Origin of the sequence: Salicibibacter cibarius, from assembly GCF_016495725.1 — a bacterium.
Classification (GTDB): domain Bacteria; phylum Bacillota; class Bacilli; order Bacillales; family Marinococcaceae; genus Salicibibacter; species Salicibibacter cibarius.
Genome location: NZ_CP054705.1, coordinates 1,681,500 through 1,698,683 on the forward strand (window position 1 = coordinate 1,681,500; position 17,184 = coordinate 1,698,683).

The 17,184-nt window shown below is 47.4% G+C and carries 14 protein-coding genes, 1 other RNA gene and 1 other annotated feature; of the genes, 12 read left to right on the forward strand and 3 right to left on the reverse strand.

Features of this window, described 5'->3' with window-relative positions; all coding sequences use genetic code 11:
* The first annotated feature begins 52 nt into the window (after positions 1–52).
* The 6 genes from recJ (at position 53) to aspS (ending at position 9,147) form a co-directional block, all read left to right on the forward strand.
* Positions 53–2,395 (forward strand): single-stranded-DNA-specific exonuclease RecJ, encoded by a 2,343-nt coding sequence (recJ, locus tag HUG15_RS08870; protein ID WP_200128296.1) that lies wholly within the window; start codon positions 53–55, stop codon positions 2,393–2,395.
* Positions 2,385–2,900 (forward strand): adenine phosphoribosyltransferase, encoded by a 516-nt coding sequence (locus tag HUG15_RS08875; protein ID WP_200128297.1) that lies wholly within the window; start codon positions 2,385–2,387, stop codon positions 2,898–2,900. The genes recJ and HUG15_RS08875 overlap by 11 nt, the downstream gene beginning before the upstream one ends.
* Positions 2,901–3,014: 114 nt before the next feature.
* Positions 3,015–5,186, forward strand: a complete 2,172-nt coding sequence (locus HUG15_RS08880; protein WP_200128298.1) for a RelA/SpoT family protein — start codon at positions 3,015–3,017, stop codon at positions 5,184–5,186.
* Between the two features lie 26 nt (positions 5,187–5,212).
* Positions 5,213–5,653, forward strand: a complete 441-nt coding sequence (gene dtd / locus HUG15_RS08885; RefSeq protein WP_200128299.1) for a D-aminoacyl-tRNA deacylase — start codon at positions 5,213–5,215, stop codon at positions 5,651–5,653.
* Between the two features lie 113 nt (positions 5,654–5,766).
* Positions 5,767–5,999 (forward strand) — a binding site (T-box leader).
* A 59-nt stretch (positions 6,000–6,058) separates the two neighbouring features.
* A complete protein-coding gene (hisS, locus tag HUG15_RS08890; RefSeq protein WP_200128300.1) occupies positions 6,059–7,336 on the forward strand; it encodes a histidine--tRNA ligase in 1,278 nt (425 codons plus the stop codon).
* Positions 7,337–7,368: 32 nt separating this feature from the next.
* The gene (gene aspS, locus HUG15_RS08895) at positions 7,369–9,147 is read left to right on the forward strand and encodes an aspartate--tRNA ligase (RefSeq protein WP_200128301.1); all 1,779 of its coding nucleotides are present in this window, start codon (positions 7,369–7,371) and stop codon (positions 9,145–9,147) included.
* 540 nt (positions 9,148–9,687) lie between these two features.
* Here the strand turns inward: aspS and HUG15_RS08900 are convergent.
* Positions 9,688–9,978, reverse strand: a complete 291-nt coding sequence (locus tag HUG15_RS08900; protein ID WP_200128302.1) for a hypothetical protein — start codon at positions 9,976–9,978, stop codon at positions 9,688–9,690.
* A gap of 147 nt (positions 9,979–10,125) precedes the next feature.
* On the opposite strand from HUG15_RS08900, the gene ssrS reads away from it, so the two are divergent.
* Positions 10,126–10,306, forward strand: a non-coding RNA gene (ssrS, locus tag HUG15_RS08905) — 6S RNA.
* A gap of 59 nt (positions 10,307–10,365) precedes the next feature.
* On the opposite strand, the gene HUG15_RS08910 is transcribed toward ssrS, so the two are convergent.
* Together HUG15_RS08910 and HUG15_RS08915 are read right to left on the reverse strand one after the other, a co-directional pair.
* On the reverse strand, positions 10,366–11,004 hold the full coding sequence (locus HUG15_RS08910) for an RsfA family transcriptional regulator (RefSeq protein WP_200128303.1): 639 nt from the start codon (positions 11,002–11,004) through the stop codon (positions 10,366–10,368).
* A gap of 583 nt (positions 11,005–11,587) precedes the next feature.
* The gene (locus tag HUG15_RS08915) at positions 11,588–12,874 is read right to left on the reverse strand and encodes a replication-associated recombination protein A (RefSeq protein WP_200128304.1); all 1,287 of its coding nucleotides are present in this window, start codon (positions 12,872–12,874) and stop codon (positions 11,588–11,590) included.
* Positions 12,875–13,140: 266 nt separating this feature from the next.
* Here HUG15_RS08915 and HUG15_RS08920 point away from each other — a divergent pair, with 266 nt between their 5' ends.
* The 5 genes from HUG15_RS08920 to HUG15_RS08940 are packed head-to-tail and all read left to right on the forward strand — an operon-like array spanning position 13,141 to position 17,161.
* Positions 13,141–13,830: a YczE/YyaS/YitT family protein gene (locus HUG15_RS08920; RefSeq protein ID WP_200128305.1), complete on the forward strand. Its 690-nt coding sequence runs from the start codon at positions 13,141–13,143 to the stop codon at positions 13,828–13,830.
* The gene (cymR, locus tag HUG15_RS08925; RefSeq protein WP_200128306.1) at positions 13,775–14,194 is read left to right on the forward strand and encodes a cysteine metabolism transcriptional regulator CymR; all 420 of its coding nucleotides are present in this window, start codon (positions 13,775–13,777) and stop codon (positions 14,192–14,194) included. Before HUG15_RS08920 ends, cymR begins: the two co-directional genes overlap by 56 nt.
* Before the next feature lie 13 nt (positions 14,195–14,207).
* On the forward strand, positions 14,208–15,368 hold the full coding sequence (locus tag HUG15_RS08930; protein ID WP_200128307.1) for a cysteine desulfurase family protein: 1,161 nt from the start codon (positions 14,208–14,210) through the stop codon (positions 15,366–15,368).
* Between the two features lie 10 nt (positions 15,369–15,378).
* Positions 15,379–16,500, forward strand: a complete 1,122-nt coding sequence (gene mnmA, locus HUG15_RS08935) for a tRNA 2-thiouridine(34) synthase MnmA (protein ID WP_200128308.1) — start codon at positions 15,379–15,381, stop codon at positions 16,498–16,500.
* 1 nt (position 16,501) lies between these two features.
* Positions 16,502–17,161, forward strand: coding sequence for a tetratricopeptide repeat protein (locus HUG15_RS08940; RefSeq protein ID WP_246516560.1), 660 nt, complete (start codon positions 16,502–16,504; stop codon positions 17,159–17,161).
* Positions 17,162–17,184 lie beyond the last annotated feature (23 nt).

Below are 17,184 nucleotides of genomic sequence, written 5' to 3' on the forward strand. Positions count from 1 at the left end.
ACCGCCGGTTCTGTATAATAGAGAACGGTAAGGGGAGGAGTACTGGATAGAAATGTTAGACGCAAAAACGAGGTGGAAGGTTCGGCCATTGGACACACGGGCCAAGGCACTGGCAGGTGCACTTCGCGTCTCTGAACGTACCGCTCATCTTCTGTGCCGTCGGGGGATGGAGCACGTAGAGGATGCGCATGTTTTTTTACATACAGATGAATCGATTCTTCATGATCCTTTTGCATTGGCGGGCATGGAGGATGCTGTCAGCCGTATCAAACGCGCGGTGAATGATGACGAAAAAATCGTCGTTTTCGGGGACTATGATGTGGACGGGGTATCCAGCACGGCGCTTATGTGTGAAACACTTGAAAAAATGGGCGCAAGCTATGATTGGTACGTGCCCAATCGCTTTACCGAAGGGTATGGTCCCAATAGCGCAGCATTTCAAAAATTACAGGATGAGGGCTGTACGCTCGTGATCACGGTCGATACGGGAATTGCGGCTGCGGAAACGATCAACGCCGCCCAGAAAAACGGTCTGGATGTCATTGTTACGGACCATCACGAGGCGCCTCCGGAACTCCCCGACGCATTAGCGATTATTAATCCGAAACAAATGGATTGTCCGTATCCTTTCAAGGAACTGGCAGGCGTCGGCGTCGTGAGCAAACTTGCCCATGCTTTGCTCGATGTTTTTCCCGAGGATGGACTTGATCTTATCGCGCTAGGGACGATTAGCGATCTCGTTGAACTCGTGGATGAAAACCGTTTCTTCGCCAAAGCCGGATTACCGAAATTAGATAAGCTCAACCGTTCGGGTTTACAAGCATTAAAAGAAATATCCGGGATCAAAGGCCCTCCTTTTTCGGAAGAAACGGTAGGTTTTGGGTTTGGGCCGCGACTCAATGCCGCCGGACGAATGGATTCGGCGGCCCCGGCGGTACAATTGCTGTTAACTTCCGATCCTGGCGAGGCACAGTCCTTGGCAGAAGTGATTGACGGATACAACCGTGAACGGCAACAAACGGTGGAAAAAATCACGGAGGAAGCACTCGCCCAATTGCAGGCAAAGGGAGAAGATCTCCCTGCAATCGTTGTGGCCGGGAAAGGCTGGAACTCCGGGGTGACCGGGATCGTTGCCTCGAGACTTGTTGAAAAGTATTATCGGCCGACGATTGTGATCGCCCTTGACGATGAAGGAAGCGGCAAAGGATCCGCCCGCAGCATTGAAGGGTTTGATCTCTATCAGTCACTTTCCAAACATGTCCATCTTTTCAGCCGTTTTGGCGGACACCGGATGGCGGCGGGATTATCCATCGATGAAGATAAGATTCCCGACCTTCGGGCGACCCTTGAAAAAGAAGTGAATGGTACATTGCCTCCGGAAAGCTTCGTGCCAACGACCGATATTGAATTAACGCTTTCCGTCGAGGAAGTCACGACAGAGCTGATTCGGGAAATCGAAGAACTGGCGCCATTTGGCGTTGGAAACCCCAAACCGTTGGTGCAGATCGAGAATATTCCGATTCAACAAAAACGAAAAATCGGAAGCATGCAAAATCACTTAAAGATGTCGGTAGGGGATGCGGGCCCCCTCGATTGTGTCGGCTTCCGCTTAGGCCACCTTCATGATCGGATTCAGAACGACGCAAATATCCATTTGGCCGGTGAATTGTCCGTGAATGAATGGAAAGGGAATGAAAAGCCACAAATCATTCTTCGAGACGTCGCTGTCAAAGAGCGACAAGTTTTCGATGTTCGCGGAGGGAAAGATTTACAATCGCTTACTAGCATATCTGACGGGCTTACTATTATTATTTTTCAGAAAGACCATGCAAAAGACGCGCGTGAGCAAGGCTTTTCATCGACCAACTTTTTATTTCCCGATGAAGAAAGCTTAACAGTGCCAACGGATATCTTATTTCTGGATCTACCGGAACACTTATCCGACTTAACGCGATTTCTAAATGAAAACGAATCGTTCATTCGTTCGATCTACACAGGATTTATGGAAAAGGGTCAGGCTTTTTTTACAGCAAAACCAACACGCGAGGCTTTTAAATGGTTGTATGTTTATGTGAAAAAATACGCCCCTCTTCATCTCCGGGAACACGAGCCGGTCATTGCAAAGTACCAAGGCTGGTCAACAGATACGATTCACTTTATGCTGCAAGTGTTTACGGAACTTGAATTCGTGACACTGAGCGGAGGAAAACTGGTTGTAAACGAACATCCGTTAAAACAAGATTTACAAGCATCGTCGACGTATCGGTCCTATGAAGAAAAACGGGAAATTGAAGAAACGCTGAAGTATTCCACCTATCAAGCGTTAAAAGCTTTTTTATTTGCCTGCATGCCAGATGAAAAGAAACAAACAGAGGTGCTGACCGATGGATTATAAAAAACATATTGAAATCATCAATGATTATCCGGTAAAAGGCGTTCAATTTAAAGATATCACGCCCCTCATGCAAAATGGGGAGGTTTATCAAAAAGCCATCGATGAAATGGCGGAATATGTAAAATCAAAAGATGTCGACGTCATTGCAGCGCCGGAAGCACGAGGGTTTGTTGTTGGTTGTCCGATCGCGTATACATTGAACAAAAGTTTTGTGCCTGTACGGAAATCGGGGAAACTGCCGCGAATGGTCGTCGAGACGAATTACGGCCTTGAATACGGGAAAGCAAGCCTTGCCATTCATAAAGATGCCATTAACCCGGGGGATCGGGTGCTGATTACCGACGACCTTCTCGCGACCGGCGGTACGATCGACGCTACGATTCAGCTCGTGGAAGAGCTCGGCGGAGAAGTCGTCGGCTGTGCGTTTCTTATTGAGCTTGCTTATTTGGAGCACGGAGAGAAGTTGAAAAACTATGATGTTTATTCGCTCATGACGTATGAGTAGAGAAAGCTTTTTCGGAGGACCTTTCATGGTGCTCTTTATTTGCGACTTTACAGGTCGTGATTTTTTCTAGATAATAGATGAAAGAGAGATTGCGTGCAGGTTGAAGGTGATTTTATGACGAAAGAACAAGTAATGGAGAAGATGGGCGAATATCTATCCGAAGAACAAGTGGATTTTATTGAACGGGCCTATCTTTATGCTGAAAAATATCACGACGGCCAATACCGCAAGTCAGGGGAGCCGTATATCCGGCATCCTGTTCAGGTCGCGGGAATATTGGTTGATCTTCAATTAGAGCCTGCAACCATTGCCGGTGCTTTTTTGCATGATGTGGTCGAGGATACGGAAGTGACCGTTGAAGATCTCACCGAATTGTTCGGGGAAGAAGTTGCCATGCTCGTGGATGGCGTGACGAAATTAAAAAAGATCAAATATAAATCGAAAGCGGAACAGCAAGCGGAAAATCACCGCAAAATGGTCGTTGCCATGGCCCGTGACATTCGCGTGATTATGATAAAACTGGCTGATCGCCTTCACAATCTACGAACACTCAAATATTTGCCCCCTGAAAAGCAGCGGCGTATCGCGAAAGAAACCCTTGAAATCTTTGCCCCTCTTGCCCACAGGCTCGGAATTTCCACCATAAAATGGGAAATGGAAGACATCGCCCTCCGTTATTTGGATCCGCAACAATACTATCGGATCGTCAATCTAATGAAACAAAAACGCGCGGAGCGAGAGCAATACATCGAAAAAGTGATGGATGATATTCGGGAAAGTGTCAAAGAATTAAATGTGGAAGCGGACATATCCGGACGTCCGAAGCATATTTACAGCATTTATCGCAAAATGACGATCCAGAAAAAACAATTCAATGAAATCTATGATTTGCTCGCGGTGCGTATTATCGTCCGGAACATCAAAGATTGCTATGGGGTGCTCGGCATTATTCATACGCGTTGGAAACCAATGCCGGGCAGGTTTAAAGACTATATCGCCATGCCGAAAGCCAACATGTATCAATCGTTGCACACGACGGTAATCGGGCCCAAAGGGGAGCCGTTGGAAGTGCAGATCCGCTCCGAAGAAATGCATCGCATAGCGGAATATGGGGTGGCGGCCCATTGGGCATACAAGGAAGAAGAATCCATTAACCAAAAATCGCTCGATAAACTCGGGTGGTTCCGGGAAATTTTGGAGTGGCAAAAAGATACGTCCAACGCGCAAGAATTTATGGAATCCCTGAAAATTGATTTATTTTCCGATATGGTTTTCGTTTTTACCCCAAAAGGGGATGTCATTGAATTGCCGAGAGGATCGGTGCCGATTGATTTTTCCTACCGCATTCATACGGAGATTGGGAACAAAACGATTGGCGCCAAAGTGAACGGAAAGATGGTCCCCCTTGATTATCAACTGAAAACCGGCGACATCGTTGATGTTATGACTTCCAAACATTCATATGGTCCGTCTCAAGATTGGTTAAAGCTGACACAAAGCTCCCATGCCAAAAACAAAATTAAGCAATACTTTAAAAAAGAGCGTCGGGAAGAAAATGAACAAAAAGGCCGCGAGGCGATTGAAAAGGAATTGCGCGCCCAGGGTCTCACTCCGAAAGAGGTTTTAACCGAAAACAATATTCAGGAAACCGTGGCGAAGTTCAGTTTTTCAGGGCAAGCAGATATGTTCGCGGCCGTCGGCTACAATGGTATATCCGCGAAGCAAATCGTGACGCGGTTGACGGAGAAAATACGCAACCAAACGAAAGAACAAGAGAAAAAGACGGTGACCGAAGCGATCAAAGATATACCTGCGCCGGCGAGAACCCGTCGTTCTAATACCGGTATACGTGTGAAAGGGGCGGATAACCTCTTAATTCGTCTCTCCAAATGCTGCAACCCGGTACCCGGAGACGATATTCGCGGTTTTATCACGAAAGGCCGCGGGGTGTCCGTTCATCGCGCTGATTGCCCGAATGTTGCCGACACAGAGGAAAATCAAACCCGCTTGATCGAGGTAGAATGGGAACCGTCTCTGGAAAAGGTAAAAAGCTTCAACGTCGATATTGAAGTTACCGGCTATGACCGCCGCGGTCTTTTAAATGAAGTGCTGAATGCGATTGCGGAATCAAAAACGAATATTAACGCCGTGAACGGGCGCTCGGATAAAAGCATGGCCGTCATTGATATTACGATCGCTATCAGTAATCTCGACCACTTGCGAAAAGTCGTGGAAAAGATCAAGCGGTTGCCCGATATTTATTCCGTACGGCGAGTGATGCATTAATAATATCAGCAAAGGAGAAGCAGGGATTGAAAGCATTAATACAACGGAGCAAAAAAGCGCAGGTGAGCGTTAACGACACAACCATTGGGGCGATCGAGCATGGCTATGTCGTGTTTCTCGGCGTCACCCACGAAGATACGAAACATGATGCCCGCTGGCTCGCCGATAAAATTGCCAACCTTCGCCTTTTCGAAGATACCGAGGGGAAGATGAACCTATCGCTAATTGATATGTCCGGATCAATTTTATCCATTTCCCAATTCACCCTTTACGGAGAAGCCAAAAAAGGAAGGCGCCCAAGTTTTGTGCAAGCAGCGAAGCCGGCGCAAGCGGAAGAGCTCTACGATTACTTTAATGAACAATTAAGGGACATCGGCATTGCCGTTGAAACCGGAGAGTTTGGGGCCACGATGCAGGTGGATTTAAACAATGATGGTCCGGTGACCCTTATGTTAGAGTCTTCGTAGGTTGTCAATAGGGAGCTTCTTGAGGACAAAACTTTTGCATTCTATTTCATGTATGAAATCGCGGAAAAGTTGACATCCTGGATAGAGAAACGTATGATAAACACCAAGAGAATAGCAAGCCGATGATGAAGAAAAGTACGCGGCCCCTTGCAGTCAGAGAGGGAGGGTCATGGCTGTAAGCCCTTCTGTGCAATGTTGCGGAAAGACACTTCGTAGGTTTTTGATCGAACGTGAAGCCATTAATAGATCTAAACGCAGCGCGGGCGTTAACCGCGGAAGCGGAAGTGATTCCCGAAGGGGAGCGCTTCAATGTGGGTGGTACCGCGGGCTTGTGCTCGTCCCTCTGATTCGTTTCAGGGGGATTTTTTTAATGGCAAATGATTCAATAATGAGGAGAGGTTCTATATGACCATTAATATCCAGAGAGGAACCCAGGATGTCTTACCGGATCAAAGCGCCCAGTGGCAATACGTGACAGAAATTGCCAAAGAGATTAGCCGCAAGTACAATTACAAGGAAATCCGCACGCCGATCTTCGAAGCGACAGAACTGTTTCAACGTGGGGTGGGCGACAGCACGGATATTGTGCAAAAGGAGATGTATACGTTTCAAGATCGCAGCGGGCGCTTGATTACGCTGCGACCGGAAGGGACAGCTCCCGTCGTGCGCTCTTACGTGGAAAATAAGCTCCATGGCTTGGCGCAACAACCGTTAAAGCTTTTTTATTTCGGTCCGATGTTTCGCTATGAACGTCCGGAATCGGGTCGGATGCGGGAGTTTTACCAATTTGGCGTGGAAGCGATCGGAAGCGACGATCCCGCGATCGATGCTGAAGTGATCGCGATGGCGATGGATGTGTACCAAGCGTGTGGGTTGGATAATTTGAAACTGGTGATCAATAGCTTGGGTGATAAAGAAAGCCGCGCCTCCCACAAAAATGCGCTGATCGAACACTTTTCCCCGCGTATCGATGAGTTTTGTGAGGACTGCCAGGCTCGCCTTGAACAAAACCCATTGCGAATATTGGATTGCAAGGTGGACCGCGAGCACCCTTTACAGGAAACGGCACCGGCCATTCTTGACTATTTAAATGAAGAGTCAACTCGCTACTTTGAAACCGTGCAACGCCTGCTACGTGATATGGACATCCCATTTGTGGTTGACGCCAATCTCGTAAGGGGACTCGATTATTATACGAACACATCGTTTGAAATTATGCTTGAAGAACCTGAGTTCGGTGCCATCACAACCCTTATGGGCGGCGGTCGTTATGAAGGATTGATCGAAGAATTGGGCGGCCCGCCCGTCTCCGGCATCGGCTTCGCGTTAAGCATTGAGCGATTGTTAATGGCGCTAAATGCTCGCGATGCACTCCCGGATGTTGAAAACGCGCTTGACGTTTATCTTGTAACGGTCGGCGATGTCGCGGCCGAAAAGGGTGCGGGCATATTGAGAGACTTGCGTCGTGAAGGCTTGTCGGCAGACAAGGATTACCTTGGAAAAAAAGTAAAAGCCCAGTTCAAAGCGGCCAATCGTTTGCAAGCTGCTTATACAGTCATCGTGGGTGAAGAAGAATTGGCAGGCGGCATGGTGAAACTTCGCGACATGTCTACAGGCGAAGAAGAAAATATCCCAATGAAAAGGCTCGCGGGACATATTAAGCAGTTACGGAAGATGCAATAACACCTGAATGATAAAAGGAGTATGATGGAAAAATGGAAAGAAGCCATTATTGCGGTGAAATTACGGAAAGCATGATCGGCGAAAATGTTCGGCTCAAAGGTTGGGCTAGAACGAGGAGAGATTTGGGGCAAGTTATTTTTATTGACCTCGGCGATTCCAGCGGGATCGTCCAAACGGTATTTAACCCGGAAATTAGCGAAAAAGCTTTAACGATTGCTGATAACGTCCGTAGTGAATATGTGCTTGATGTGCAAGGGAAAGTCGTTCTCCGGGACGAGGAAACGGTGAATGAAAAGATTGCTACCGGAACCGTGGAAGTGCAAGTCGAGGAAATAACCATTCTAAATAAATCAAAACCATTGCCCTTTTCTATGGACGAAGATATTAACGTCTCCGAAGATGTGCGTTTGTCCCATCGGTATCTTGATTTACGGCGACCGGAAATGCAACGTATTTTTCAATTGCGACACAAAATTACCCAGGAAACTCGCAATTACCTAAATGAGCATTCGTTTATGGAAGCGGAGACGCCGATGTTGACGAAAAGCACGCCTGAAGGCGCACGCGACTATTTGGTCCCGAGCCGTGTGCACGAACACGAATTTTTTGCGCTTCCGCAGTCGCCGCAGCTTTTTAAACAGCTGTTTATGATTGCCGGATTTGAGCGCTATTATCAAATTGCACGCTGTTTCCGTGATGAAGATCTTCGCGCGGACCGGCAACCGGAGTTTACGCAAATTGATATCGAAGCATCGTTCATGGACAAAGAAGCGTTGTTTTCCATGACCGAAGAAATGATGGCGCGGTTATTAAAAATTAGCCATGAGTTCGATGTGACGACGCCTTTTCCACGCATGACGTATCATGAAGCGATGCATCGGTACGGTTCGGATAAACCTGATACACGCTTCGGAATGGAGTTGGTGGAGCTTTCCGACATCGTTGAGAACAGTCGTTTTCAGGTTTTCACAAAAGCGCTTGAAAACAACGGCATCGTGAAAGGCTTGAATGCAAAAGGACAGGGAGATGCCATGTCCAGAAAAGAGATCGATGAACTTGCCGAATTTGCCGCGATTTACGGGGCGAAAGGGCTTGCCTGGCTAAGGGTTGAGGGTCCTGGATCGTTAAAAGGCCCAATCGCGAAATTCTTAAGTGAAGAAGAGCAACGCCAAGTGATGGAAGCTATGGAGGCAGAGCAAGGAGATTTATTGTTGTTTGCTGCCGATGAGGCGAACGTTGTGTTTGATGTGTTAGGCGCATTGCGCTTGAAGTTTGGAAAAGAGCTTGGGCTCATTGATGAAAAAGCTTTCCATTTCCTTTGGGTAACCGACTTCCCGCTCGTTGAATATGACAAAGATACCGATCGCCATGTTGCTCTTCACCATCCGTTTACGCGACCGGTTGAAGAAGATATCGACAAACTGGAAACGGCTCCGGAAAAAGTTACGGCGGATGCCTATGATCTCGTTTTGAATGGCTACGAGCTTGGCGGCGGTTCCCAGCGTATTCATGAGCCGGACCTGCAAATGCAAATGTTTCGAACGCTTGGATTTAGCGAAGAAAAAGCAAAAGAACAATTTGGCTTTCTCATTGATGCCCTTTCTTATGGCGCTCCGCCACACGGAGGCATTGCTCTTGGCCTGGACCGAATCGTTATGCTCCTTGCCGAGGCAGACAATCTGCGTGAAGTCATCGCCTTCCCGAAAACGGCAAGCGCAGGCGACTTATTAACGGGAGCGCCAAGTAGCGTTAGCGAAGAACAATGGAAAGAATTACATTTGCGTCCGCTGGAACAACAATCTGTGAAATAAAAGGGTGTCGGAGCGGGGTTATATCAGTTATTCTCCTATTTATCGGTGATCTAGACTTTATATCGTCGAACCCCCCGTTTGACGACCTAACGGCTATTGACAGCCAAAGGTTAGGGCTTCAATCGAGGCATTTGGCGACCTAACATTACTGACACCTTTTTTAGTACCGAAACTATTGCTGAACGGCTAAAATAAATGACCCCCTGTAGTTGTGACGCCAAATAACTGACAAGAGACAGGTATTAGTTCTCACCGGGCGTGAGTGCGGACAAAAAGATAGGCAAAGCGTAAAATAATGTCTTCACTATACAGATAGCGCCGGAAATTCACCTGATTAGCGCTCATGCCTTTTTATTTGTTGTGTGGGTGTGATCGATAATACAACCACCCTGCACTAGATTAAACCATCAGTTTCTCTCCCCAATAATTTTGACTATGGGTATTAGTTGAATCGTAAAAATTAAACCGCATGAAATCAAATTTAAGAACCTTGATTTCAATGCGGTTTATCTTCTTTGTGGGCTCTCCCTTGCAAGCATATTATTTTTGTTCAACTTCCCGGAAAGAGGAAATGAAAGACTCGGGGTTCTCAGTGATATAATAAGAACGAACGCCGCGAGACGTGTGTAAATAAAGAAACCCGACCTCATTTTCTTTATAACGGTAGGAAATGTCGAAAATTTCAGCGATCGGATAACTATCTCCGTCAATGTCGATCCGATCCCGATACAAATTCATATCGGTCTTATATTGCTCGGTATGTTTTTCAATGGCTCCGATTTTTTGTTCAATGTGCGTAATCGGTTGACTGTTCACCAGATGATTATCCATGAAGAATCCCTCCTGTTTCTCATTATAACCAGCAAACGGTCAAATTAAAAACGGTGTTTTTATATCGGTTTCCCGGCCTCCGGTTCCCGAAAATCTAACTTCCGTCCTTGCAGAGGGGTTTCAATCATGCTATAATCACATTACAAAGAGGTCCTGTAGTGTACGTATAACACTATTCGTTTTAAAGCCAACACTTTTTGATAGGGAGCCTGACGTTTCAACTGGAAGTAAAAGCCTTTTTTAGGGACTTACGGAAGGTTGAGCAGGGCACCCACCTGCGATTGCAGGCTTCAAAACTTGGTGATCATTACGGCACAACGGGGCTTCTTGATATTATGTAATCAATCAAAAAAAGGCTGTCCAATCATTATTGGCAGCCTTTTCCTGTTAGACTGAATCTTTGGCGATATTTTCGATATTCCCATCATGGTCCAATCGAAAATCGTTGGATCTCATGAAAGGCTCAGCATTGGTTTCATCCATAAATGTCATTTTCCGGGCACGGTTAATGACGGAGAGCAAAGACTGGTATTCTTGTTCCAGTTCTTCGTGTTTATAACGCCAAGCGTTCACTGCTGTTTGCAGTTGCTGATTTTCTTCTTCTAACTTCGTTACTTTCTCTTCGCCGTTATCGACGGCTCCCTGTTTGCTTTTCAATGTTTCCAAAAAGGCAATCACCTGCTCGAGTGACAAGTCTTCGTCGCTAAAGGTATTTGCTTTGTTGTCGGAAGTTGTCTCCATCGCGTTCGCCGTTTTCATTCCCAGCGTTTGTTGTACGGCGTTTGCGGCATCTCGCCGTTGAAAGTTTTTCCGGTCCCGTTTTGCGTCGCTTATTTTCCCTTCATAACGATCCCGTACAACTGCATTCCAGCGGAAGCCGCAGGCAGCAGCCGTGCGATTTAATATATCGCCGACTTCTTCAAACGCTTTTAACTGCGTGCTTCCTTCTCTTATGTGTTTTAATACTGTTTCAGCGAGTAATACATCGTCCTCGTGAGACCAAGCATCTTGGCGTACTTTCGTCATTTCTATCCCTTCTTCCTTGAGGTTCATAGTTTTTACCGTATTCCATCAGCGAGTGATGGTAGTTTTACTTTCTGGTATTAATATGGACCATATTCATAATCTCTATACTTCCCAAAAAGGAAAGAAGGAAAAGAAATCGAATTTATCCCGGCGGGATCGGGATGCAAGAGATCAAAGTAATCCCCCAAACAGAGGTTGAGCTGCTCCGAGAGGGACAAGCGAAGCAAAGTAATCCCCCAAACGGAGGTTGAACTGCTCCGAGAGGGACAAGCGAAGCAAAGTAATCCCCCAAACCGGAGGTTGAGCTGCGCCGAGAGGGACAAGCGAAGCAAAGTAATCCCCCAAACCGGAGGATGAGCTGCGCCGAGAGGGACAAGCGAGGCAAAGTAATCCCCCAAACGGAGGATGAGCTGTTCCGAGAGGGACAAGCGAGGCAAAGTAATCCCCCAAACGGAGGTTGAGCTGCGCCGAGAGGAACAAGCGAAGCAAAGTAATCCCCCAAACGGAGGTTGAATTGCTCCGAGAGGAACAAGAAAAGCAAAGTAGTATCTCGTCCCTCTCATAAAGGGTGGAATTTTCACTTTTATCGCTTTGATGACTTAATCGTCTCGTTAATCTTCGTTTGCGCTTCCCGAAACGCTTGTTCAAATTTGCTGTTTCCTTGGAAGCGCAAATAACGGTGGTGTTTTAAAGGGTCAGGAAGATATTGCTGTTGAATTAGCCCGTCTTTGTAATCATGCGGATAGAGGTATCCGACCCCTCGATTTAACTGTTTTGCCCCTTGGTAACTGCTGTCCCGGATATGCACGGGAATCGGCGCTGATCCGTGCTTGTCAATGTCTTGCATAGCAGTATTTATCGCCCGGTAAGCAGCGTTGGATTTTGGTGAGAGCGCGAGTTCGACGACGGCATTGGCCAGCGGGATTCGTGCTTCCGGAAATCCCAGACGTTCTGCCGTTTCAATGGCTGCTAGCGTCCGGGTTCCGGCTTGCGGATTGGCAAGCCCAATATCCTCGTATGCTATGACGAGCAGTCGGCGTCCAATGCTCGTGAGGTCGCCTACTTTGATTAATCGTGCCAAATAATGAAGGGCAGCATCCGCATCACTTCCACGGATGGATTTTTGGAAGGCGGAGAGAACGTCGTAATGATGATCGCCGTCTTTGTCATGATCGAAATTTTTCTTTTGTGTACATGTTTCGGCAATCGTTACATCAATGTGAATGATGCCATCTTCGTCTGCAGGGGTTGATAAAACAGCGAGTTCCAGCGCATTCAAGGCTGCTCGCATATCGCCGCCGGAAGAGGCGGCCATATGTTCAAGGGCTTCTTCATCCACTTTTGTCGGATAGTCACCCAACCCTTTATCTTTGTCTTCGAGCGCGACTTCGAGCATTTTACGAGTGTCCGTTGCTTCGGGTTTATGAAGTTCGAAAACATGGCAGCGACTGCGTATCGCGGGATTAATCGAATGATAAGGGTTGGCGGTCGTTGCTCCGATCACAAGTAACTCCCCGCTTTCCAGATGGGGGAGCAGGAAATCCTGTTTGCTTTTATCCAATCGATGAAATTCGTCAAGAATGAGAATCAAGCTTCCGTACATACGCGCTTCATCCGCCGCGATTTGCAGATCTTTTTTCTGATGTTCCACAGCATTCAGAAGTTTATAATGAATGTTTGTGCTCCCGGCGAGTGCGATCGCGAGCGATGTTTTCCCGGTACCGGGTGGACCATGCAAAATCATTGGATGCAACTTATTCGCCTGGACCATTCTTTGAATGAGGGCTCCGTCCCCCAACAGATGATTCTGACCGTACACTTCATCAATGGTTTTGGGGCGCATGCGATAGGCAAGTGGTTGGTTGCTCATCGTTTTAATTGGACCTCCTAGCATATATTCGCACAGGGAATACACGTTCTTTTCCATTAGAATAACACAGGGCACTTGCAATCAGCAACAAAACCGCTTCGAATGCATGGGTTTGGAAAATATGCTATAATACAACAGGATTGTAGGGTCTTTAAATTAGAAAAACTTGACTTATCGCCAAGGGTGGTGAAAGTCAAAGTCTTTCTTATATTATTATCCGAACAACTTATACTTTCTGATAGTGCAAAAAGAGAGAAGGAATAACTGTGCAACACACGCTTGGGAGAGTAAAGAACGATTTCTTGCGTTGGGGAACATTTACCGCAGGGATCATGATCATGTCGGTAGGGATTGCCTTAATGATTCGGGCGGATCTTGGCGCTGCTCCTTGGGACGTGTTTCACATTGGCTTGATGATGAACCTGGGATTGACGGTAGGAACCTGGAGTATTATCGTCGGAACGGTAATTATAGCGACATCGGCGCTGCTTGATCGCAGGCTTCCGCAATTGGGAAGCGTTCTTAACATGGTATTTGTCGGTGTGTTTATTGATCTTTTTCTTCTTGTCATTTCCACGCCGGGTCATTTAGGTTTGCAATTTTTCATGTTAATCATGGGCGTCCTCATAATGGGCCTTGGTATCGGCATTTACATTGCGCCGAAATGCGGCGCCGGCCCACGGGATATGCTTATGCTATCAATCGCAAATAAATCGGGAATACCGGTCGGCCGTGTCCGCTTATTCATGGAGATCACGATTCTTCTATGCGGCTGGATGCTAGGCGGCCCGGTTTTTATCGGAACCATAATTTTTTCATTGACAATTGGACCGGTCGTTGGCTATACATTGCCTTACTGCCAACGATTATTTAATGATTGGTTAGAAAGAGGGGGCAGAAATGAAAATTTCAACAAAAGGTCGGTACGGACTTACCATCATGATCGCGTTAGCTAAAAAGCATGGAGATGGACCGATCTCATTACGGTCGATCGCGAAAGATTATCACTTATCGGAGCACTACCTTGAGCAATTAATCGCGCCGCTTCGTAATGCGATGTACGTAAAAAGTGTGCGCGGCGCTTATGGTGGCTATATGCTGACCAAAGATCCAAAAGAGATTACCGCGGGAGACATTATCCGAGTGCTCGAAGGGCCAATCAGTCCGGTAGAAGTGGTGGAGGATGAAGAACCGGCCAAACGTGACCTTTGGATTAAGATCAGGGATGCCGTAAAAGACGTCCTCGATTCAACGACGCTCGACGACTTGGCGAATTACGAAGAGACGGGCGATCTGGAAGACTATATGTTTTATATCTAAAAAGGTGATAAGCATGACGGATATTTATTTGGACCATGCCGCGACAACGCCTGTGCGACCGGAAGTCTGGAAAGCGATGAAACCTTATCTTGATGGGACAGTGGCGGGCAATCCATCCAGCATCCATCGTTTTGGCCGCGAAGCGCGAAAAGCAGTGGATGCTGCCAGAATGCGCATAGCCGCAAGCGTAGGGGCAAATACGGAGGAAATCGTATTTACGAGCGGGGGAACGGAAGCGGATAACCTTGCCATCACCGGTGTTGCCCGGGCCAAAAAACACGAAGGCACCCATGTGATTACGACGGAAGCCGAACACCACGCGGTTCTCCACGCGTGTAAGCAGTTGGAGCGGGAAGGGTATGACGTCACTTATCTACCGGTCATGTCGGACGGAACGGTTTGCCTGGACACCTTGCAAGAAGCTTTGCGGGAAGATACGATTTTGGTAACGATTATGTACGGAAACAACGAAACGGGTGCAATTAATCCGATTAAAGCTATCGGCAAGCATTTGCGCACACACAACGCGTTGTTCCATACGGATGCGGTACAAGCTTACGGGGTGCTTCCGATCGAGGTGGCGTCCCTTCAAGTCGACTTGCTCACCGCTTCCTCTCATAAAATTAACGGGCCTAAAGGCTCTGGTTTTTTGTATGTGAAAAAAGAAATACAAATTCATCCTTTGCTTTTTGGAGGCGAGCAAGAACGGCGATTGCGGCCGGGGACCGAAAATGTCCCGGCAATTGTCGGTTTCGGCGAAGCCGTTCAATTGCTGAACACCGAAAAACAAAAACGGGCAAAAACGTATGAAAACCTTGTGAACCACCTGTTGGCCGCTCTTGATGCTGAAAAAGTGGCGTATGAAATAAATGGATATGAACAACAAAGACTTCCGCATATTATTAACCTCCATCTTCCCGGCATAGCGACGGAAGCTCTTTTGACACAACTTGATCTGAAAGGCATCGCGGTCTCCAGTGGATCTGCCTGTACGGCGGGAAGCTTTCAGCCATCGCATGTGTTAAAAGCAATGTATGGCGAGGATGATGGGCGCGTACGCTCTTCCGTTCGGGTTAGTGTCGGCTATGGGAATAATGAGGAACAACTGAATGAAACAGCGAAAGCGATCGCGAATATTTCCGAACAACACCGTCGCGTGTTGGCAAATAAGTGAGGTGAAACCAATGAAAACAAACAGTGATATCCGCGTCGTCGTGGGCATGTCCGGAGGCGTTGATTCATCGGTGGCCGCGGCTTTGCTCAAAGAAGAAGGCTATGACGTCGTCGGCATTTTTATGAAAAACTGGGACGACACGGATGAAAACGGCGTGTGCACAGCCACAACCGATTATCAGGATGTGGCACGTGTATGTGACCAAATCGGGATTCCATATTACTCGGTGAACTTTGAACAGCAATACTGGGACAATGTGTTTGCGTATTTTCTGGATGAATACCGGAAAGGACGCACACCAAACCCGGATATCGTGTGCAACAAAGAAATTAAATTTAAAGCGTTTCTGGACTATGCGTTGATGCTCGGTGCCGACTATTTAGCGACCGGCCATTATGCACGCCTAGCTAAGGCTAACGACGGCACGGTGGAACTTATGCGAGGTGTCGACAGCAACAAAGACCAAACGTACTTTTTGAACCAATTAAGCCAAGACCAGCTCTCGCAAGTCATGTTTCCGCTCGGTTCTTATGATAAAAAAGAAGTAAGAAAAATGGCAGAGGAACGCGAACTTGCGACTGCGTCGAAAAAAGACAGCACCGGCATTTGCTTTATCGGTGAACGTGATTTTAAATCTTTTCTCCAACAGTATTTGCCCGCGCAACCGGGGGAAATGCGTACGCCCGAAGGCGGGTATAAAGGGCGTCACGAAGGATTGATGTATTACACGCTCGGGCAACGCCAAGGCCTTGGCATCGGTGGCGCCGGCGAACCTTGGTTCGTTGTCGATAAAGACCTCGCAGAAAATGTCCTCGTTGTTGCGCAAGGCAGTCAGCACCCCGCGCTCATGTCAGACGGGCTTTACGGATCCGGTTTAAATTGGCTTTCTACCTCATTGCCGACGGAACGATTCCCGTGTACGGCGAAATTTCGCTATCGTCAAGCGGATCAAGAAGTAACACTGCACGTGAACGATGAAAATGAATTTTTTGTGGCGTTTAAAGAAGCCCAACGGGCGGTCACCCCCGGACAAGCGGTCGTTTTTTATGATGGGGACGTATGTTTAGGCGGGGGCACGATTGAGTCAACGGTCGTCAATGAAGATGTCGAAATGCTATCGGGAAGTGGATAAGGTGAGTGCTTATAAAGACGGGATGGAACCGGTGCAGACCGGAAACTACGAAGAAGCGATCACCCATTTCCGACAAGCCCTTGAAAGCGACCCCGACAACCCTTTGCTTTATACAAACATGGGCAGTTTGCTCGCGCAAACAGGGGAGTATGAGCAAGCGCTCGCTTGTTATCGGCGCGCGATCCATTTGGATGACAAGCAGGCAGGTGCGTATTATGGGGCAGGAAATATCTCCTATAACGTCGAAAATTATCAGGAAGCTCTTCAGTTTTATAAACAAGCCGAAGCAGTGGGCATGAATGACCAGAGCCTGCACATGATGATCGGAATGTGCGAATATCAGTTGGGGAACCTCCCGTTTGCGTTGGCTCGTTTGCAACGGGCGGTGGAATTGGATCCCAACGATGAAGATGCACGCTTTTATTTCGGGTTAACGCTTGCAAAATCGGAGCTCATAACCGAAGCGATCGAAGCGTTTCAAGCGGTTATCGGTAAAAATGAAGGCCACGCCGATGCCCATTATAATTTGGGGATCGCCTATTTTTCCAAAGAAGAAAAGGAAAAGGCGCTCGATTATTTCAACAAGACGTTGGCGTTGCAACCGGACCATTATTTGGCCGCACACGGGAAAAAGCAAGTGGAGAAAGCGATGGAAAAATAAGCGCTGATTGATGAGGAGGCAAA